Genomic DNA, 19,781 nt, shown 5'->3' on the forward strand with positions numbered 1-19,781 from the left:
GGACGTCGATCGGGGCACGCCCCCGCGTGGCTCCCACCCTGGCGCGCTCGTCCCCGCTCGCACGGGCGGCGCGGGGACGTCCCTACCCCGGCGGCGAATCCTCGCCCTACCCGGCCGCGCGGCCCGAGTCGGCGCGCGGCTCCGGACCAACTACCAGCAGCGGGCGCCAGCCCCGAGGAACGGGACGTCGACGGCCCGTCCGGAACTCCCGCCCCGGGGACGGAGGAGGCGGCTCCAACGCCGTCCGGGGCCCGGCCATGTCACGTGCCGCCCTGCCGGGTCAGGTCGTTCGCGCCTGCATGTAGTCGATGAGGTCGCCCAGCGCGTCGTTCGCCGCCCCCTTCGGCAGCGTGTCCAGCTGGGCACGGGCCTGGCGCGCGTAGTCGGCGAGGGTTTCCCGGGCCTTGCGCAGGCCGTCCGAGGCGCGGAGCAGCTCCAACGCCTCGGCCACCTGGCGGTCGTCGGTCAGCGGGCCCCGCAACAGCTCCGTCAACCGACCCTGGCCGTTCTCGTCGCCCAGGGCGTAGAGCATCGGCAGGGTGAGCACGCCCTCCCGCAGGTCCGTTCCGGGCGTCTTCCCCGACTCGGTCGCCGGAGAGTCGATGTCGATCACGTCATCGGAGATCTGGAACATGCTGCCGACGAGCTCGCCCAACCGGCGCAGCGCCCGGACCTCGGCCTCGGCGGCACCGGAGAGCATCCCGCCGTACTGCCCCGAAGTCGCGATCAGCGACCCCGTCTTCTCGGCGATGACCGTGAGGTAGTGCGAGACCCGGTCCGCCCCGGCGGCGGGCCCCGTGCTCTCCCGCATCTGCCCGGTGACCAGCTCCCCGAAAGTCGAGGCGATGATCCTCGCCGCCTCGACCCCGAGGTCGGCGACCAGGTAGGAGGCCCTGGCGAACAGGAAGTCCCCGGTGAGGATCGCGATCGAGTTGTCCCAGCGGGCGTTGGCGCTCGGCGCCCCGCGCCGCATGCTGGCCTCGTCCATCACGTCGTCGTGGTACAGGCTCGCGAGGTGCACGAGTTCCACGGCCGCGGCGGCCTTGACCACGTCCTCGTTGATGCCCCGACCGAACTGGGACGCCAGCAGGGTGAACAGCGGCCGGAACCGCTTGCCCCCCGCCTCGAAGAGGTGGTGCGAGGTCTCCGAGATCAGGGCGACCTCGCTGCGCAACAACTCCCGGAGGAGCGCTTCCACTTCCCGCAGCCCGGAACCCAGGGCCGAGGAAAGCCCTGGGTCCTCGATGTTCAGGGAGGAGAATCTCTCGCCGCCCGAACCGGTCCGCGCACTACTCGACACGTCAACGCCGCCTTCTCACCAGGGGCCCGCGCGCCTACGACACGAACCCGCCCACACTTGCCCAGTCCAGGGCGAACGCCGGGAGCACGCCCAGCAGGAGCGTGACCACGACCCCGAGGGTAATGGCCGCCGTGGTGAAGGCACCGGGCACACTGACCGTCGGACCGTCCTGGGCCGGCTCGCTGAAGTACATCAGGACGATGACGCGCAGGTAGAAGAAGGCCGCGATGGCGCTCGCCAGCAGGGCGACGACCACCAACGGGGCCATCCCGTCGGCGATCGCGGCGGAGAAGACCGCCAGCTTGCCCATGAAGCCACTCGTCATGGGAATCCCGGCCAGGGCCAGCAGCAGGAACGCGAAGGTCACGGCGACCAGCGGAGACCGCTTCGCGAGCCCGGCCCACTGGGACAGGTGCGTGGCCTCGCCGTTGCCGTCCCGGACCAGCGTGATGATCCCGAACGCCGCCAGCGTGGTGAAGCCGTAGGCCAGCAGGTAGAACATCGTGCCGGACAGGCCGTCCTCGGTCATCGCGATGGCTCCCACGAGCAGGAACCCGGCGTGCGCGATCGAGGAGTAGGCGATCATCCGCTTCATGTCGGTCTGGGTGAGGCCCAGCACCGCGCCGATGAGCATCGAGACGATGGCCACCGCCCACAGCACGCCACGCCACTCCCAGCTGCTCGCCTCGAACGCCAGGGTCAGCACCCGCAGGATGGCGCCGAAGGCGGCGACCTTCGTGCACGCGGCCATGAAGGCGGTCACCGGGGTCGGCGCGCCCTGGTACACGTCCGGCGTCCAGGCGTGGAACGGGCCGATGGAGGCCTTGAAGAGCAGGCCGACCACCAGCAGGCCGAAGCCGGCGTAGAGCAGGGTCTCCGGGCGGTCGGTGCCGGCGGTGGCTGCCGCGATGTCGACCAGGCGGACGGAACCCGCGTAGCCGTAGAGCAGCGCGAGACCGTAGAGGAAGAACGCCGAGGAGAACGCGCCCAGCAGGAAGTACTTGACCGCCGACTCCTGGGAGATGAGCCGCCGGCGCCGGGCCAGACCGCACATCAGGTAGAGCGGGAGGCTGAGCACCTCCAGGGCGACGAACATGGTGAGCAGGTCGTTCGCCGCGAGGAAGACCATCATGCCACCGAGCGCGAACAGCGCGAGCGGGAACACCTCGGTCTGCCGACCGGGCGCCTGGTACTGGACGGGGTCACCCCCCGGGGCCGGCGGGACGGGGCTGGCGAAGGCCCCGCCGTCCACCGAACGGTCGGCGATCAGCAACAGCGCCCCGAAGGACAGCGCCAGCAGGGTGCCCCACAGGAACAACGCCGGGTAGTCGGCGGAGAACAACGGAACGGCCTGCCCCGCGACCGTGATGCCCCCGGTGCCGACGACGGCGTCCGAGTTCACGTAGAGGCCGAGCGCGAGACCCGCGACCACGACGGTGAGCAGCGACAGCGTGACCTGCACCGACCACCGGCGCTCCCTCGGAAGGAACGCCTCGACGAGCACGCTGAGGCAGGCGGCGACGAACACCACCACGACCGGCGAGATCGCCTGCCAGTCGATCTCCGGGATGTTCACCGCCGACTGCGCGACATCCTGGGAGCCGAGCGTGGCCTGGAACATTGGTGACAGGCTCATCCCCACGTCAGTTGCCTTCCTGCACCGGGTCCGTGACGCCGAGCTCCGTCAGCGTCGCGTCAACAGAAGGTGTGATCACGTCCAGCACCGGCTGGGGGTACACACCGAGGAACAGCACCAGCGCCACCAACGGCGCCAGCACCGCCAGCTCCCGACGACTCAGGTCCGGAACCTTGCTCGCGAGCCTGGCGGCCAGCCCCTCCGAGGACGGGTCCCCGGCCGCGCCCGGGCCGCCGGCCAGCCCCAGGACCGCGTTGCCGCGCAGCGGTCCCTGCATGACCCGCTGGTACACCCACAGCACGTACAACGCCGCCAGGACCATGCCGACCGCCGCGATCACGGTGAACACCGGCTGCGTCGGGAACGCGCCGATGAGCACCAGGAACTCGCTGACGAAGGAGTTCGTGCCCGGCAGGGCCAGCGAGGCGAGACCAGCGACGACGAACATGCCGGCGAGCACCGGCGTCAGCTTCGCCAACCCGCCGTAGTCGCTGATGTTGCGAGAGCCACCCCTGGCGATGACCATGCCGACCACCAGGAAGAGCATGCCGGTGGCGATGCCGTGGTTGACCATGTACAGCACGGCGCCCGCCTGGGCCTGGCTGGTGAAGGCGAACACACCGAGGGCGATGAACCCGAAGTGCGCCACCGACGTGTAGGACACGAACCGCTTCATGTCGTCCTGGCCCACCGCGAGCAGGGCGCCGTAGATGACACCCGCCACCGCGAGCACCAGCACCAGCGGTGCGAGCTCCCGACTGGCGTCGGGGAACATCGGCAGGCAGTAGCGCAGGAAACCGTAGGTGCCGATCTTGTCCAGCACACCGACCAACAGCACCCCGACGCCGATCGGCGCCTCGGCACCGGCGTCCGGCAGCCACGTGTGCAACGGCACCAGGGGAGCCTTGATCGCGAAGGCGATGAAGAAGCCGAGGAACAACCAGATCTGGGTGCTCGTGTCCGCCGTGGACACCGTGGCGACCAGCGTCTCCCAGTCGAAGGTGCCGCTGCCGAGCTGGTTGCCGCTCACCACGTACACGCCGATCACGGAGGCCAGCATGATCAGGCCGCCGAGCAGCGAGTACAGGAAGAACTTGACCGCCGCGTACTGCCGCCGAGCCCCACCGAACCGGCCGATGAGGAAGTACATCGGCACCAGCACCGCTTCGAAGAGCACGTAGAAGAGCAGCACGTCCGTGGCGGCGAACACACCCACCATCAGCGCCTGCATCAGCAGGATCAGCGAGTAGAAACCCGCCGCGGTGCGTTCCTCGGGCAGCCGGTCGTTCCACGACCCGCCGATGACGATCGGGACCAGGATTCCGATCAACGCGATCATGACGAGCGCGATGCCGTCCACCCCGACCGCGAAGTGCACACCGAACTGCGGGATCCACTCCGCCGAGCTGCTCAGCTGGATCCGGTCACCGGCCGGGTCGTACGCCGCCCAGGCGGCGATGACCAGGGCGAGCTCGGCGATCGAGAAACCGAGCGCGACACCCTTGGCCACCCGGTCGTCGGAGCGCAGGAACGCCACGACCAGCGCGCCGAGCAGGGGCAGGAAGAGTAGCGCGAGGAGCAATACCGAACCGCTCACTGGTCCTCCCCACCGACGGGGCCGGTCCCGGCCGGCAAGCCGGCCACCGGACGCGTCGTCCTCACTGGATACCGATCGTGGGCCCGTGCGCCGGGCCGGTTGTCACCACGCATGCGTCGCTGGACGCTCCTGACTTGTCCGGTCACGTGAACCTCACCATCAGCAGCGCCGCGGTGAGCAGGACCGCTCCACCCAGGATGCTCAGCGCGTAGGACCGGACGAAACCGGTCTGGGCGCGTCGCAACCGGCCGGAGCTGCCGCCGAGCAGGGCGGCGATCCCGTTCACCAGCCCGTCGACACCCCTGTTGTCCACGTAGACGAGCGCCCTGGTGAGCCAGGTGCCCGGGCGGGCGAACAACGTCTCGTTGAGCGCGTTGCCGTAGAGGTCGGCCCGCGCCGCGCGGACCGGGAACGACACCTGGGCCGGTGCGGTGGCGGGAACCGGGCGGCGTCCCACCAGCAACCAGGCCAGCAGCACGCCGACGGCCGAGAGACCGACCACCAGGAACGGGATCACCGAGTGCGGCAACGCGCCGCCCTCGGCGTGGGCCACGGCGCCGAGCGAGGGTTCCAGCCAGCCGAGCAGGCGGTCACCCGAGTACAGCAGCACCCCGCCGAACACCGAGCCGAAGGCCAGCACGATCATCGGCACGGTCATGCTCGCCGGCGACTCGTGCGGGTGGTACTCGCGGCCGTCCGCCGACTTCTGCCCCTTCCAGCGCTTCTCGCCGAAGAAGGTCATCAGCATCAGGCGGGTCATGTAGAAGGCGGTCAGCGCGGCGCCCAGCGCGGCGGCCCCGCCGAAGACCCAGCCCCGCCAGCCCTCCTGGGCGAAGGCGGCCGCGACGATCTCGTCCTTGGAGAAGTAGCCGGAGAGGAACGGGAACCCGATCAGGGCCAGGTAGCCGAGCCCGAAGGTGACGAAGGTGATCGGCATGTGCTTCGCCAGCCCGCCGAAGCGGCGCATGTTCACCTCGTCGTTCATGCCGTGCATGACCGAACCGGCCCCGAGGAACAGCCCCGCCTTGAAGAAGCCGTGGGTGAGCAGGTGGAAGATACCGAGCGCGTACCCGGCCGGCCCCAGGCCGACGGCGAGGATCATGTAGCCGATCTGGCTCACCGTGGAGTAGGCGAGCACCTTCTTGATGTCGTCGTAGGCGCACCCGATGATCGCGCCGATCAGCAGGGTGAGCGCGCCGATGATGGTGACGACCAGGCGGCCGTCCTCGGTGAGGTTGTAGATCGGGTTGGACCGGGCGATCAGGTAGACACCGGCGGTGACCATCGTCGCCGCGTGGATGAGCGCCGACACCGGGGTCGGGCCCTCCATCGCGTCGGGGAGCCACGCCTGGAGCGGGAACTGACCGGACTTGCCGCAGGCACCCAGGAGGAGCAGCAGGGCGATCGCCAGCAGGACACCGGTCGGCATCTCGCCGGCCCTGGCGAAGACCTCCGTGTACTGGGTGGTCCCCAGCTCGGCGAACATCAGGAAGATCGCCAGCGCCAGGCCGACGTCGCCGACCCGGTTCATCAGGAAGGCCTTCTTCGCGGCGGTCGCCGCTGCTGGCCGGTGCTGCCAGAACGCGATCAGCAGGTAGGAGGCGAGGCCGACACCCTCCCAGCCCAGGTACAGCGTCACGAAGCTGTTGCCGAGCACCAGGATGAGCATGGCGCCGACGAAGAGGTTCAGGTACGCGAAGAAGCGCCGGCGCTCGGTGTTGTCCGCTCCGGTCCGGCCCGCCTGGTCGTGGCTCATGTAGCCGACGGAGTAGATGTGGATGAGCGCACCCACACCGGTGATGAGCAGGACGAACACCATGGACAGCGGGTCGATGCGCAGGCCGAACTCGACGTTCAGCGCGTTCACCGGGATCCAGTCGAACAGGTGCAGTTCCCGCACGCGTTCGTCGGCCGGCATGCCGGTCATCGACAGGAACAACGCCAGCCCGTAGACGAAGGCGGCGATGACGGTGGCGCAACCGAGCAGGTGGCCCCAGGCGTTGGTCCGCCTGCCACCCAGCAGCAGCACCGCCGCCCCGAACAGCGGCAGCGCGATCAGCAGCCAGCCGTACTCGGCCACGCCCGACGCGGCGAGCGGCTCTTGGACAGCCAGGAACGTCTCCAACGTCGACCCCTCAGTACTTCAACAGGTTGGCGTCGTCGACCGAGGCCGACCGGCGCGTCTTGAAGATCGACATGATGATCGCCAGTCCGACCACCACCTCGGCAGCCGCGACGACCATGACGAAGAAGGCCATGATCTGGCCGTCGAGCTCCCCGTTGATCCTCGCGAAGGTCACCAGCGACAGGTTGACCGCGTTGAGCATCAGCTCCACGCACATGAACACCACGATCGCGTTGCGCCGGACCAGCACGCCGACGGCTCCGATGGTGAAGAGCAGAGCCGACAGCAGCAGGTAGTACGTCGGTGTCACGCCCTACCCTCCTCTTCCCCCGTGTCGGAGCCGGTCTTCCGGTCCGTGTCCTCCGCCGCCGGGGCCTCCGGCCCCGCCGCGTCAGCCCCCGTCGGCTCCGCGTCCTCGGCGTCCGCGTCCTCCGGGGAGCCCGTCGTCAACGCGCGGGCGCCGGGTTCGCCGGCACCGCCGGCGACACTCGCCCGGTCCGCGTCGAGCGTGCGCACCGCGGTGGACTCGATGATCTCGGAGAGCGACTCCGGCGCGACCGAACCGTCGGGCAGCAGCGCCGGCACCGCGACCGAGTTGGCGGTGGCGAACACGCCGGGCCCGGGCAGTGGCGAGACCCGGGGCTTGTCACCCCGGAACCGTTCGTCGGCCTGCTCGCGCTGGGACTTGCGCGGCGGCGCCGACCGCTTGTCGGCCAGGACGAACATCAGCGCGCCCACCGTCGCGACCACCAGCAGCGCGCCGGTGAGCTCGAAGGGGAACACGTAGTCGGTGAAGAGCAGGTTGCCCAGCCCGGTCACGTTCCCGTCCTGCACGGCGTTCACCGCGCCCAACCCCGCCGACTCCACGGTGCCGAGGGACCTGGCGACCGCTCCGACCACCAGCACGGCGAAACCCACGCCGAACAGCGTCGCGAGCAGCCGTTGGCCCCGGATCACCTCGACCACGGAGTCCGCGCTGTCCCGGCCGACCAGCATCAGCACGAACAGGAACAGCATCATGATCGCGCCGGTGTACACGATGATCTGCACGATCCCGAGGAACGGGGCCTGCTGCACCATGTACACGACACCGAGCGAGAGCATGGTCAGCACCAGCCAGAGCGCGGAGTGCACCGCGTTCCGCGCGAACACCATGCCCAGCGCGCCAGCCAGGGCCAGCGGGCCGAGGATCCAGAACGCGATGGTCTCGCCGATTCCGATGACCTCGGGTCCGGACACCGGCGTACCGGCCTGGGCCAGCAGCGGGCCCGACGCGGACGCGGCCGCGCCGAGCTGACTCGCGAGTGTTGCCAGGCTCACCGCCGGGCCTCCTCAGAGCCGGTCTCCACAGTGCTTCCCTCCGGGACACCCGCCCGCCTGGCCAGCTCGGGGCCGTGGACGTAGTAGTCCTGCTCGTCCTCGCCGAGCCGCATCGGGTGCGGCGGCTGCTCCATGCCGGGCAGCAGCGGAGCGAGGAGCTGTTCCTTCGTGTAGATCAGGTCCTGGCGGTTGTCGTTGGCCAACTCGAAGTCGGTGATCATCGTCAGCGACCGGGTCGGGCAGGCCTCCACGCACAGGCCGCAGCCGATGCAACGCAGGTAGTTGATCTGGTAGTCGGCTCCGTACCGCTCGCCGGGCGAGAACCGGGCCTCCTCCGTGTTGTCCCCGCCCTCGACGAAGATGGCGTCCGCCGGGCAGGCCCACGCGCACAGCTCGCAGCCCACGCACTTCTCCAGCCCGTCCGGGTGCCGGTTGAGCTGGTGCCTGCCGTGGAAGCGGGCCGCCGGGATCTTCGGGACCTCCGGGTACTCCTCGGTGGCGACCTTCTTGAACATCGTCGAGAAGGTGACCCCGAAACCCTTGAGGGGGTCAAACAGTCCCATTGCCGTCCTCCTTCGCGGAGCTGGCACGGTCCCGCGTGTCAACTCCGGACTGACCGGCGCCGGGCCGGTCGGCTGCTGTGCCCTCGGTGTCGTCGCCGCCCGTGGGCTCGTCGTCGGCGAGCGCGGCGCCGGCCCCGAGTGCTGAGGTGCCCGCGCCGATCGCGGCGCGCTCACGGGTCTGGGTGGCCGCCGGCCGCCGCTTCGGCCGCTCGGGTACCTCCAGGTCCAGCGGCGGAACGGGGAAGTTCCCGCCGGACAACCTCGGCCCGGTCTCCTCCTCGACCCGCCGGTCGGGGATGAGGAAGGTCGCGGCGACCAGCACGACCAGGGTGATCGCGAAGGCGATCATGAACTGGGTGGTGGTGACGCCCTCGCTGCTCAACGCGCGGATCGCGGCGACCAGCACGAACCACAGCAACGCGACCGGCACGAGGACCTTCCAGCCCAGGTGCATGAACTGGTCGTAGCGGAACCGGGGGAGCGCCGCCCGGAGCCAGATGAACAGGAACAGGAAGGCGAAGGTCTTCAGGAGGAACCACAACAACGGCCACCAGCCGGTGTTGAACATGCCGTCGGCGACCGACCCCAACCCGAAGGGCGCGTGCCAGCCACCGAGGAACATCGTGGTCGCGAGCGCGGAGACCGTCGTCATGTTCACGTACTCGGCGAGGAAGAACATGGCGAACTTCAGCGACGAGTACTCGGTGTGGAAGCCACCGACCAGCTCGGACTCGGCCTCGGGGAGGTCGAAGGGCGCCCGGTTCGTCTCACCGACCATCGAGATGACGTAGATGAGGAACGGCACCGGCAGCAGGAAGACGAACCACCCCTGCTCCGCCTGGGCCGCGACGATCTGCGAGGTGTACAGCGAGCCCGAGTAGAGGACCACCGTCACGATCGCCAGTCCCATCGCGATCTCGTAGGAGATCACCTGGGCCGCGGACCGCAGCGCGCCGAGCAGCGGGTACGGCGAGCCCGAGGCCCAGCCGCCGAGCAGGATGCCGTAGACACCGACGGAGGCGCAGGCCAGGACCACCAGGACCCCGGCTGGCACGTCGGCCAGTTGGAGGGCCGTGGTGTGGCCGAAGATGGAGACCTCGCCGCCGATCGGGATCACGGCGAAGGCGAGGAAGGCGGGGATCGCGGCGACGATCGGGGCGAGGAAGTACACCCACTTGTCCGCCAGGGCGGGCCGGATGTCCTCCTTGAACGCCAGCTTCAGCGCGTCACCGACCGACTGGAGGATGCCGAACGGGCCGGCCCGGTTGGGGCCCGGCCTGTTCTGCATCCGCCCGATGATCCGGCGTTCCGCCCAGATCATGAGGATGGTGATGACCATCAGCATGGCGAAGATCGCGACCATCTTCACGATGGTCAGCCAGATCGGGTCGTTCGCGATGAGCTCGGCCGTGGGGCTCATCGGCCTCCTCCGTTCTCGACGCCCGCGGTGCGGTTCTCGGCGCCGCTGACGGTGACCAGTGAGCCGTGGCCGGCTCCGAGAGTTCCTCGAACCCTGGACGGACCGGAGTTCGCCGGCAGCCACACCACGTCGTCGGGGAGGTCCGCGAGCTCGGCGGGCAGGGTGACCGAGCCCCGGTCCGTGCTGACCGTGACCGGATCCCCGACCGCCAGGCCGAGTCGCTCACCGGTGGCGGGCGAGAGCCGGGCGACGGTGGGACGGGCGGTGTCCGCCAGCTGCGGCTCGCCCTCCTGGAGCGAACCGCGGTCCAGCAGCTGCCGCCAGGTGGCCAGGACCGCCTGCCGCCGCCCCGGCCCCTCGGGCCGGGGGGCCGGCGGAGCGCCGGCGGTCACGGTCGGCGCCGGGAGCGAGCTACCCGTGTGGGTGCCAAGGCGATCCAGGTCACCGGCCGCGGCGCTCGGGGTCTGGGTGAACAGGTCGGCGTCCATCTCGACCGCCAAGGTGTCCAGGACCCGGCAGTCGGGCAGGGCTCCGGTGCCGTCGATGGTGGTCCCGAAGGTGCGTCGGCGTCCCTCCCAGTTCAGGAAGGTCCCCGCCTTCTCCACGGTGGGCGCCACCGGGAGGACCACGTCCGCGACCCTGGTCACCGCGCTCTCGCGCAGTTCGAGGCTGACGACGAAGCCCACCTCGGCCAGCGCCCGTTCGGCGAGGGCGGGATCGGGCAGGTCGTGGGGATCGACACCGCCGACGACCAGGGCGTCGAGCTCCCCGGCCGCCGCCGCCCGCAGGATCCCGTCGGTGTCGCGGCCCGGGGTCGAGGGGAGGGTGCCGGCGTCCAGGCCCCAGGCCTGCTCGACCTCGGCCCTGGCCTCGGCGTCGGTCACCGGGCGGCCGCCTGGGAGCAGCGTGGGGACGGCACCGGCGGCGAGTGCGCCGCGCTCCCCGGCTCGGCGGGGAACCCAGGCGACCCGCGCTCCGGTGCGTTGCGCGGCACGCAGCACCGCGGAGGGCAGGCCCGGCACCTCGGCGGCGCGTTCCCCGACCAGGATCACGGCACCCGGAGCGCTCAGGGCCTCCTCGACGTCGGCCGCGTGGCGGGGCAGCGCCTCCAGGGACGCGGCCTCCCCGCCGGGGGCGCAGGCCAGCAGGCCACCGCCCGGCAGCGCCCGCGAGGTGGCGAGCTGGGTGGTGGTCTTGGTCACCGCCGGGGAGGTCCACTGCCCCAGGTGGAAGACCTTCGTCCCACCGCGCCTCGCCGCCTTCCGCAACCGCAGGAAGACGATGGGCGCCTCCTCCTCCGGTTCGAAGGCGACGCACAGCACGGTCGGTGCCTTCTCGATGCCGGCGAAGGTCACCCCGCCGGTCTCCGGGGAGGTACCGACCACGGAGGAGGCGAGGAAGTCGAGTTCCTCGGCGGAGTGGGCCCTGGCCCGGAAGTCGATGTCGTTGGTCCCCAGCGCCACCCTGGCGAACTTCGAGTAGGCGTAGGCGTCCTCCACGGTGAGCCGGCCGCCGGTGAGCACGCCCACCCCGCGTTCCCTGGCTCGGAGCAGACCGTCCGCCGCGACCCGCAGCGCCTCGGTCCAGGAGGTGGCGCGGAGCTCACCGGTCTCGGCGTCCCGCACCATCGGCCGCTGGATCCGGTCGGCGGCGGTGGTGTAACGGAAGGCGAAGCGGCCCTTGTCGCAGAGCCACTCCTCGTTGACCTCGGGGTCGTCGCCGGCGAGCTTCCTGGTGACCTTGCCCCGGCGCCAGTCGGTGCGCTCGGCGCAGCCGGAGGAGCAGTGCTCGCAGACACCCGGGGTGGAGACCAGGTCGAACGGCCGGGCGCGGAACCGGTAGGCGGCGCTGGTGAGCGCGCCGACCGGGCAGATCTGGATGGTGTTGCCGGAGAAGTAGCTCTGCTCCCTCGGCGCGGTCCCGTCGATGTCGGCCGTCACGGCCGTCCCGACCTGCTGCTCGGCACCCCGTTCCAGCAGGTCGAGGAAGCGGTCGCCGGCGATCTCCTTGGAGAACCGGGTGCAGCGCTGGCACAGCACGCAGCGCTCCCGGTCCAGCAGGACCTGTTCGGTGACCTTGATCGGCTTGGGGAACGTCCGCTTGCGCTCCTCGAACCGGGAGTCGGTGCGACCGTGCTTGAGCGCCTGGTTCTGAAGGGGGCACTCCCCGCCCTTGTCGCAGATCGGGCAGTCCAGCGGGTGGTTGATGAGCAGGAGCTCCATCACACCCTGCTGCGCCTTGTCGGCCACGGGCGAGGTCCGCTGGGTGTTGACGACCATCCCGTCGGCCACCGTCATGGTGCAGGAGGCCTGGGGTTTGGGCATCTTCCGCCCACCCATCTCCACGTCGACCAGGCACTGGCGGCAGGCGCCAGCCGGTTCGAGGAGCGGGTGGTCGCAGAACCGGGGCACCACGATGCCCAGCCGCTCCGCCGTGCGGATCAGCAGTTCACCCTTGGGGGCGTCGACCTCGATGTCGTCGATCGTCAGCCGGACGTGGCCCTCGGGCACCGGGTTCTCCGAGCTGGGCTTCTTCTCAGGGGCAACCGTCATCAGTGCGCTCCTGCCAACGCGGCGTCGGCGGAGCGGTCCGCCTTGCCTGTCCTGTTCTTCTCGCACAGCTCGAGGAACTCGTGCTTGAAGTACTTGATGCCGCTCGTGATCGGGCTGACCGCACCGTCACCGAGCGCGCAGAACGACCGGCCGAGGATGTTGTCGCAGACGTCGAGCAGCGTGTCGATGTCGGACTCGGTCCCCTCGCCGCGCACCATCCGTTGCAGCGTCTGGGCCAGCCAGTAGGTGCCCTCCCGGCACGGGGTGCACTTGCCGCAGGACTCGTGCTTGTAGAACTCGGTCCACTTCATCACGGCCCAGGGCACGGAGACGGTCTCGTTGAAGACCTGCACCGCCGTGGTGCCCAGCATGGAACCCGCCTCGGACGCGCCCTCGAAGTCGAGCGGGACGTCGAGGTGCTCGCTGGTGAACAGCGGGGTGGAGGAGCCGCCCGGAGTCCAGAACTTGAGCGGTACCCCGTCCTTCATGCCACCGGCGAGCTCCAGCAGCTGGCGCAGCGTGGTGCCCATCGGGGCCTCGTACTGGCCGGGGCGCTCGACGTGGCCGGAGATGGAGTAGATCTTCGGACCCGGTGAGCGGTCACGTCCCATCGTCCGGAACCAGTCCGAACCGCCGTTGACGATGTAGGGAACGCTGGCGATGGTCTCGACGTTGTTCACCACGGTGGGCGAGGCGTACAGGCCGGCGGTCGCCGGGAACGGCGGCTTGAGCCTGGGCTGCCCGCGTCGCCCCTCCAGGGAGTCCAGCAGGGCGGTCTCCTCGCCGCAGATGTAGGCGCCGGCGCCGGCGTGCACGACGACGTCGAGGTCGAATCCGCTGCCCAGGATGTCCTTGCCGAGGTAGCCCGCCTCGCGTGCGTCGCGCACGGCGGCGTTCAGCCGCCGGATGCAGTGCAGCACCTCACCGCGTACGTAGATCGCCGCGAAGTTGGCCCTGATGGCGTAGGCGGTGATGATGACGCCCTCGATGAGCGAGTGCGGGTCGGCCATCATCAGGGGGATGTCCTTGCAGGTCCCCGGCTCGCCCTCGTCCGCGTTGATCACCAGGTAGTGGGGCTTGCCGTCCCCCTGGGGGATGAAGCCCCACTTCATCCCGGTCGGGAAGCCGGCACCACCCCGACCCCGCAGACCGGAGTCCTTGATCAGCTGGATGAGCTGGTCGGGGTGCGCGCCGAGCGCGCGGCGCAGCGCCGAGTACCCCTCCAGCTGCTCGTAGGTGCGCAGGCTCCAGGACCTGGGGGAGAGCCAGCGCCGCGTCAGGACCGGGGTCAGTGGTGCCACGCCCGTGCCCGGTGTCGGTTCGCTCATCGTCCGTCCACTCCCCTACTTCTTCTCCGGAACCGGGGGCAGCTCCGCCTCGTCCGGCATCGCCGGGGCGGTCCAGCCCTTCTCGGCCGCGATCCGGGCGCCGCGCACCGTCTCGGGGGCGGTGGACGGTGCCTCCACGTCGCTGTCCCGGCCCTCGAAGAAGCCGGCCAGTTGGAGCTCCGCCTGGCGGAAGTCCGTGAGGGGCGCTCCCCGGGTCGGCTCCGGTCGCTCCCCGGCGCGGAGCCTGGACACCAGCTCGCTGGCCGAGTCGGGCGTCTGGTTGTCGAAGTACTCGTAGTTGACCTGGAGGACCGGGCCGAGGTCGCAGGCCGCGAGGCACTCCGCGTGTTCGAGGGTCACCGAACCCGGGGTGCCGGGTTCCCCTGCGGTCTCCTCGTGGCCGACGCCCAGTTCGCCGCGCAGGCGGGCGTAGATGTCGTCGCCGCCAAGGGCCGCGCACAGCGTGTTGGTGCAGACGCTGACGAGGTGCTCGCCGCACGGCTTCCGCTTGTACATCGTGTAGAAGGTGGCGACGGCGCTCACCTCGGCCGCGCTGAGGTCGAGGTGGCGGGCGCAGAACTCGATGCCCGCCTGGCTGACGTGCCCTTCCACCGACTGCACCAGGTGCAGCAGCGGGAGCAGGGCGGACCGGGCGACCGGGTACCGGGCGACGAGCTGGCGGGCCCGCTCGTCGGTCAGCTCGTCGAACGGGGAGCCCGTCGGCTCGGGTCCGGACGGGCCCTGGGGCGTTCCGGGCTTGTCGTGCTGGATCGTCATCGGTCCACACCACCCATGACCGGGTCGATGGAGGCGACCGAGGCGATCACGTCGGCCACCAGGCCGCCCTCGGTCATCGCTGGCATTGACTGGAGGTTCACGAAGCTGGGTTCGCGCACGTGCACCCGCAGCGGTCGGGTACCGCCGTCGGACACGACGTGGTAGCCGAGTTCGCCACGAGGCGATTCGACGGGGACGTAGACCTGGCCGGGAGGCACGTCGAAGCCCTCGGTGACCAGTTTGAAGTGGTGGATGAGGGACTCCATCGACTGGCCCATGATCTTGCGCACGTGTTCGAGGGAGTTCCCGAGCCCGTCGGGGCCGATGCTGAGCTTGGCCGGCCAGGCGATCTTGCCGTCCTCGACCATGACCGGGTCACCCTCGGTCTCGGCGAGCTTGGCCAGGGTCTGCTCGACGATCCCCAACGACTGGTCGATCTCCTCGACCCGCAGCAGGTAGCGGGCGAAGCAGTCGGCGTCGTAGGAGGTGGGGACCTCGAAGTCGTACTCCTCGTAGCCGCAGTACGGCTGGATCTTCCGCAGGTCCCAGGCCAGTCCGGCGGACCGCAGGATCGGGCCGGTCGCACCGAGCGCGATCGCGCCGTCCAGCGGCAGGTGGCCGACCCCCTTGAGGCGGCGCTGCCAGATGGGCTGGCCGGTGAACATGCGGTGGTAGTCCGGGACACGCCCGCGCATGACCTTGAGGAAGTCGCGGATCTTCTCGCCGTAGCCGATGGGCAGGTCCTGCGCGACACCACCGGGCCGGACGAAGGCGTGGTTCATCCGCAGCCCGGTCAGGAACTCGAGCAGGTGCAGGACCTCCTCACGCTCCCGGAACCCGAAGACCATGCCGGTCGTGGAGCCGAGCTCCATGCCGCCGGTCGCGAGGAAGACCAGGTGGGAGCTGATGCGGTTCAGCTCCATGAGCAGCACCCTGATGATCTGCGCCCGGCGCGGTGCCTCGGTGCCCAGCAGCTTCTCGACCGCCATGCAGTAGGCGGTCTCGTTGTGCAGCGGCGCCAGGTAGTCCATCCGCGTGATGAACGTGACGGCCTGGGTCCAGGTCCGGTACTCGGTGTTCTTCTCGATCCCGGTGTGCAGGTACCCGATCACCAACCGGGACTGGGTGACGGTCTCGCCCTCCAGTTCGAGGACGAGCCGCAGGACACCGTGGGTCGAGGGGTGCTGCGGGCCCATGTTGATGACGATGCGCTCGTCGTGCCCCGGGGCGCTGGGCAGCTCGTCCCAGTCGCCGCCCGTGACCGTGTAGACCGGTCCCTCGGTGGTGCGTCGCTCGGCGGCGTAGGGGTCCCGCCCCTCGCCCACGGCGGTGTCGGTGCCGGTCGTGACGTCGGCAAGCCGTTCGTGACTCATGAGTACGCCCTCCGCTGATCAGGCGGCGGTATCTCGGCGCCCTTGTACTCCACCGGAATCCCGCCGAGCGGGTAGTCCTTGCGCTGCGGGTGACCGTCCCAGTCGTCGGGCATCAGGATCCGCGTCAGGGCCGGGTGTCCGTCGTAGACGATGCCGAACATGTCCCAGGTCTCGCGCTCCTGCCAGTCGGCGGTGGGGTACACCTCCACCACGCTCGGCACGTGCGGGTCGTCGACCTCGAGCGTGACCTCCAGCCGGATGCGGCGCCGGAAGGTCATCGAGGTCAGGTGGTAGACGGAGTGCAGCCGCTGCGGGACCTCGGGCCCGTAGTCCACTCCGGACACCGAGCTGCACAGTTCGAACCGGAGCGAGGCGTCGTCGCGCAGCACCCGGCACAGCGGGAGCAGGTCCTCGCGCCGGACGTAGTAGGTGATCTCACCCCGGTCGACGGTGACCTGTTGGATGGCCTCCGCCGGGATCCCGTTGTCCTCCATCGCCGCGAGGAGGTCGTCGGTGAAGTCGTCGAACCAGTCGCCGTAGGGGCGTTGGGCCGGCTGCGGGACGTGGGCGGGAAGTCGGAGCCCGCCGTACCCGCTGGTGTCACCCGAGCCCCGGACACCGAACATGCCCTGCCGCGACCTGCCGGCCACGACGCCACCCCGGGCCTCGTGCTCGGCCTCCTCCTGGGGTGACAGTTCGGCGGCGCTCGGCGGGGACTCCCCGGCGAGCGGTCCCCTGACCGGGATCTTGCGGTCGGTCTCGTCATCGCTCACGGCAAACCACCGCTCACTTCTTCTTCGCGTAGCGGACGGACGACGGGATCAGCTCGGTGCGGTGCCCGCTCTCGGCGAGCGCGGCGGCGCGCTTCGGACCGAGCGGCTCGTCCATGACCTTGGCGTGCAGCTTCAGGATGGCGTCGAGCAGCGCCTCGGGCCGGGGCGGACAGCCAGGCAGGTACATGTCCACCGGCACGACGTGGTCGACGCCCTGCACGATCGCGTAGTTGTTGAACATGCCGCCCGAGGAGGAGCACACGCCCATCGCCAGCACCCAGCGCGGCTCGGGCATCTGGTCGTAGATCTGGCGCAGCACCGGCGCCATCTTCTGGCTCACCCGCCCCGCGACGATCATCAGGTCGGCCTGCCTCGGTGTGGCGCTGAACCGCTCCATCCCGAACCTGGCGATGTCGTAGCGCGCCCCACCGGAGGTCATCATCTCGATGGCGCAGCAGGCCAGCCCGAAGGTGGCCGGCCACATCGACGTCTTCCGGCTCCAGTTGACCAGCTTCTCGACGGTGGTCAGCAGGACCCCGCTCGGCAGCTTCTCTTCCAGTCCCATGACTCTCGCGTGTCCTCCCCGCTCGCCGACCTAGTCCCAGTCCAAGCCGCCGAGGCGCCATTCGTAGACGAAGGCGATGGTCACGGCGAGCAGGAAGACCCCGACGGCCACCAGCCCGAAGACCCCCAGCCCGCCGGCGGCGACGGCGTAGGGGTACATGAAGACGACCTCGACGTCGAACAGGATGAACAGCATTCCGGTCAGGTAGAACTTGACCGGAATTCGACCGCCGCCGGCGACCGGCACCGGCGAGGGTTCGATCCCGCACTCGTAGGCGTCGAGCTTGGCCCTGTTGTACCGGCGGGGACCAACAAGCGGCGCGACCGAGACCGAGAACACCGCGAACCCGGTTGCCAGTACGAACAGCAACACGAGGGGGAGGTAGGACTCCAACACGTCGCCGTCCTTTCATCCTCGCCACTCCCGGCGGCAGAGCCGCCGCCCGAACGAACCCTAAGGGTGGCTATTTCACAAAAACTTCTTAGGCGAGCCTAAGTAGTCCCTCCCGGCATCACTCTCCCGAGTGAGACCGGCGCCCGCCGGACTTCCGCCAGGACCGTAACCACCCGCGGAAGGCAGTAAAGACGCAATTACTGCCCCTTTCAACCAACAGAGCGTGTTCGGTACCTCCCCCCGCCGGCGGGGGTCACCCCGCGCGGGCGGGCCGGAAACGGCCCGCCCGCCTCGTCGGAGCCACCCGCCACGTGGCGGGCGCCCGACGGGGCGCCCACGACCTGCCAGCTCCGTGATCAGGAGAAACGCCTCGACGGTCCGGGCCCGTCAGCGCGACGGACCAGCACGTCCCGACACCCACGGGGCGGGAGGACCCGGACCGGTTCCGGCCAGCACGATGCGTGACCACCACCAGCGTCGGTCGAGGTCGGAGCCCTGGCGGCAGCCGGGACTGTGTTCTCCGCGACACTCCCCGGCCGACGCCGCGCTCCTCGGGTTCGCACTGGGCCGAACGGAGCAGGCGGGAGGCACGGACCTCCCCCGGCGGTCAGGCGCTCGGGCTCATCCGGACCGCCGCGCTGATCATCCGGTCGAAGGCGTCGCCGTCCTTGGGGTCGTACAGGCCGGCGAGCAGCTTGAGGACCAGGCGCATCAGCGTCTCGATCGGCAGGCCGTACTTGGTGGCCGTGCGCATGATCACGGGGTTGCCGATCAACTTGCTGAAGATGTTGCCGAGGCGGTAGTAGCCGCCCAGCTGCTGCCGCAGGGCGACGGGGTAGCGGGAGAGGGCGTGCTCGCGGGAGGCCGGCGTGGGGCGGGAGAGCGCGTGGACGACGCAGTCGGCGGCGAGCTTCGCGGACTGCATCGCGTAGGCGATGCCCTCACCGTTGAACGGGTTGACCATGCCCCCGGCGTCCCCGACGAGCAGCAGGCCGTCGCGGTAGTGGGGCACCCGGTTGAAGCCCATCGGGAGGGCGGCGCCACCCACCTTGCCGACCGCGTTGTCCTCCCGGAATCCCCACTCCTCCGGGGTCCCGTCGAGCCAGGACCGCATCAGGGCCCGGTAGTCGGTGCGCCCGTAGGCCTTCGACGTGGACAGGATGCCCAGGCCGGCGTTGACCGTGCCGTCACCCATCCCGAACAGCCACCCGTAGCCCGGCAGCAGCCGAGGGTTCGCCGGGTCGCTCCGGTCCCACAGCTCCAGGTGGGACTCCAGGTAGTCGTCGGTGGTGCGGGGGCTGGTGTAGTAGCGCCGCACGGCGACGCCCATCGGGCGGTCGTCGCGCTTCTCCAACCCCACCGAGAGCGCGAGCCGCGCCGACACGCCATCGCAGGCGATGGTCAGGGGTGCGCGGTAGCTGACCTCGGTGCGTTCCCGCCCCACCTTGGCGCGGACACCGACCACTCGGCCGGTGCGGTCGTCGGTGATCGCCGACACCACCGTGGTGGCCTGGTTGAGCCGAGCTCCGGCCGCCTGGGCGTGCCTGGCCAACATGTCGTCGAAGTCCTGCCTCGGGCGCACGACCCCGTAGGGCGGGTAGCTGGCCAGCTCCGGCCAGGCGAGTTCCATCCGCACGCCGCCGCCCACGACCCGGAGGCCCCGGTTGTGCAACCAGCCAGCCTCCTCGCGGGTGTCCACCCCGAGGTCGATGAGCTCCTTGACACCGCGCGGCGTCAGGCCGTCGCCGCACACCTTCTCCCGGGGGAAGGTGCTCTTCTCCAGCATCAGCACGTCGAGGCCCGCCCTGGCCAGGTGGGTCGCGACGGCGGAACCGGCCGGACCGGCCCCGACGACGATGACGTCGGCGTCCTCCTCCGGTCGGCGTCGGAGCGGGACCGCCCCCGCTGCGGCCTCGGCTGTGGGCCCGGTGGTCTCGCGGCTGTGGGGCTGCTGGGTCACGACTCGCTCCTTGTGAATCAATTCACTAACTGGAACCCGAGTCTAGGTCAATGCCTCGCACGGCTACGTACCGAGCCCGCGCCGACCGGTGCCCACCCA

Annotated in this window: 16 protein-coding genes; all 16 read right to left on the reverse strand. The window is 70.2% G+C overall.

Translation table 11 applies throughout. From position 1 onward, the window contains the following. Positions 1–280 precede the first annotated feature (280 nt). The gene (locus ACOJVX_RS23610; protein ID WP_422647097.1) at positions 281–1,300 is read right to left on the reverse strand and encodes a polyprenyl synthetase family protein; all 1,020 of its coding nucleotides are present in this window, start codon (positions 1,298–1,300) and stop codon (positions 281–283) included. Positions 1,301–1,334: 34 nt separating this feature from the next. Then, a complete protein-coding gene (gene nuoN / locus ACOJVX_RS23615) occupies positions 1,335–2,936 on the reverse strand; it encodes an NADH-quinone oxidoreductase subunit NuoN (RefSeq protein WP_417853602.1) in 1,602 nt (533 codons plus the stop codon). Between the two features lie 7 nt (positions 2,937–2,943). Beyond that, entirely contained in the window at positions 2,944–4,533 is a 1,590-nt protein-coding gene (locus ACOJVX_RS23620) for an NADH-quinone oxidoreductase subunit M (RefSeq protein ID WP_248783778.1), read from the reverse strand. 142 nt (positions 4,534–4,675) lie between these two features. Next, a complete protein-coding gene (gene nuoL, locus ACOJVX_RS23625) occupies positions 4,676–6,658 on the reverse strand; it encodes an NADH-quinone oxidoreductase subunit L (RefSeq protein WP_026419561.1) in 1,983 nt (660 codons plus the stop codon). A 10-nt stretch (positions 6,659–6,668) separates the two neighbouring features. Next, positions 6,669–6,968 carry an NADH-quinone oxidoreductase subunit NuoK gene (gene nuoK / locus ACOJVX_RS23630; RefSeq protein WP_016698086.1) on the reverse strand — a complete coding sequence of 100 codons (300 nt, stop codon included), beginning with the start codon at positions 6,966–6,968 and terminating at the stop codon, positions 6,669–6,671. Next, on the reverse strand, positions 6,965–7,978 hold the full coding sequence (locus ACOJVX_RS23635; protein ID WP_026419562.1) for an NADH-quinone oxidoreductase subunit J: 1,014 nt from the start codon (positions 7,976–7,978) through the stop codon (positions 6,965–6,967). The genes nuoK and ACOJVX_RS23635 overlap by 4 nt, the downstream gene beginning before the upstream one ends. Then, positions 7,975–8,541, reverse strand: a complete 567-nt coding sequence (nuoI, locus tag ACOJVX_RS23640) for an NADH-quinone oxidoreductase subunit NuoI (RefSeq protein ID WP_026419563.1) — start codon at positions 8,539–8,541, stop codon at positions 7,975–7,977. The genes ACOJVX_RS23635 and nuoI overlap by 4 nt, the downstream gene beginning before the upstream one ends. Continuing rightward, positions 8,528–9,961: an NADH-quinone oxidoreductase subunit NuoH gene (nuoH, locus tag ACOJVX_RS23645; protein WP_422647098.1), complete on the reverse strand. Its 1,434-nt coding sequence runs from the start codon at positions 9,959–9,961 to the stop codon at positions 8,528–8,530. Before nuoH ends, nuoI begins: the two co-directional genes overlap by 14 nt. Further along, the gene (locus ACOJVX_RS23650) at positions 9,958–12,513 is read right to left on the reverse strand and encodes an NADH-quinone oxidoreductase subunit G (RefSeq protein WP_026419564.1); all 2,556 of its coding nucleotides are present in this window, start codon (positions 12,511–12,513) and stop codon (positions 9,958–9,960) included. Before ACOJVX_RS23650 ends, nuoH begins: the two co-directional genes overlap by 4 nt. Next, positions 12,513–13,841, reverse strand: coding sequence for an NADH-quinone oxidoreductase subunit NuoF (gene nuoF, locus ACOJVX_RS23655; protein ID WP_026419565.1), 1,329 nt, complete (start codon positions 13,839–13,841; stop codon positions 12,513–12,515). The genes ACOJVX_RS23650 and nuoF overlap by 1 nt, the downstream gene beginning before the upstream one ends. A gap of 15 nt (positions 13,842–13,856) precedes the next feature. Continuing rightward, the gene (nuoE, locus tag ACOJVX_RS23660; protein WP_026419566.1) at positions 13,857–14,618 is read right to left on the reverse strand and encodes an NADH-quinone oxidoreductase subunit NuoE; all 762 of its coding nucleotides are present in this window, start codon (positions 14,616–14,618) and stop codon (positions 13,857–13,859) included. Then, complete coding sequence (locus tag ACOJVX_RS23665; RefSeq protein WP_026419567.1) at positions 14,615–15,991, reverse strand: NADH-quinone oxidoreductase subunit D; 1,377 nt, start codon at positions 15,989–15,991, stop codon at positions 14,615–14,617. Before ACOJVX_RS23665 ends, nuoE begins: the two co-directional genes overlap by 4 nt. After that, a complete protein-coding gene (locus ACOJVX_RS23670; protein WP_245588885.1) occupies positions 15,988–16,686 on the reverse strand; it encodes an NADH-quinone oxidoreductase subunit C in 699 nt (232 codons plus the stop codon). The genes ACOJVX_RS23665 and ACOJVX_RS23670 overlap by 4 nt, the downstream gene beginning before the upstream one ends. Positions 16,687–16,777: 91 nt before the next feature. Continuing rightward, positions 16,778–17,329: a NuoB/complex I 20 kDa subunit family protein gene (locus ACOJVX_RS23675; RefSeq protein ID WP_016698904.1), complete on the reverse strand. Its 552-nt coding sequence runs from the start codon at positions 17,327–17,329 to the stop codon at positions 16,778–16,780. A gap of 30 nt (positions 17,330–17,359) precedes the next feature. Beyond that, positions 17,360–17,725 (reverse strand): NADH-quinone oxidoreductase subunit A, encoded by a 366-nt coding sequence (locus tag ACOJVX_RS23680; RefSeq protein ID WP_026419569.1) that lies wholly within the window; start codon positions 17,723–17,725, stop codon positions 17,360–17,362. A gap of 604 nt (positions 17,726–18,329) precedes the next feature. Beyond that, complete coding sequence (locus tag ACOJVX_RS23685) at positions 18,330–19,580, reverse strand: geranylgeranyl reductase family protein (RefSeq protein ID WP_026419570.1); 1,251 nt, start codon at positions 19,578–19,580, stop codon at positions 18,330–18,332. Positions 19,581–19,781 lie beyond the last annotated feature (201 nt).

It is taken from the genome of Actinoalloteichus caeruleus (genome assembly GCF_049311605.1).
Taxonomy (GTDB): domain Bacteria; phylum Actinomycetota; class Actinomycetes; order Mycobacteriales; family Pseudonocardiaceae; genus Actinoalloteichus_B; species Actinoalloteichus_B caeruleus.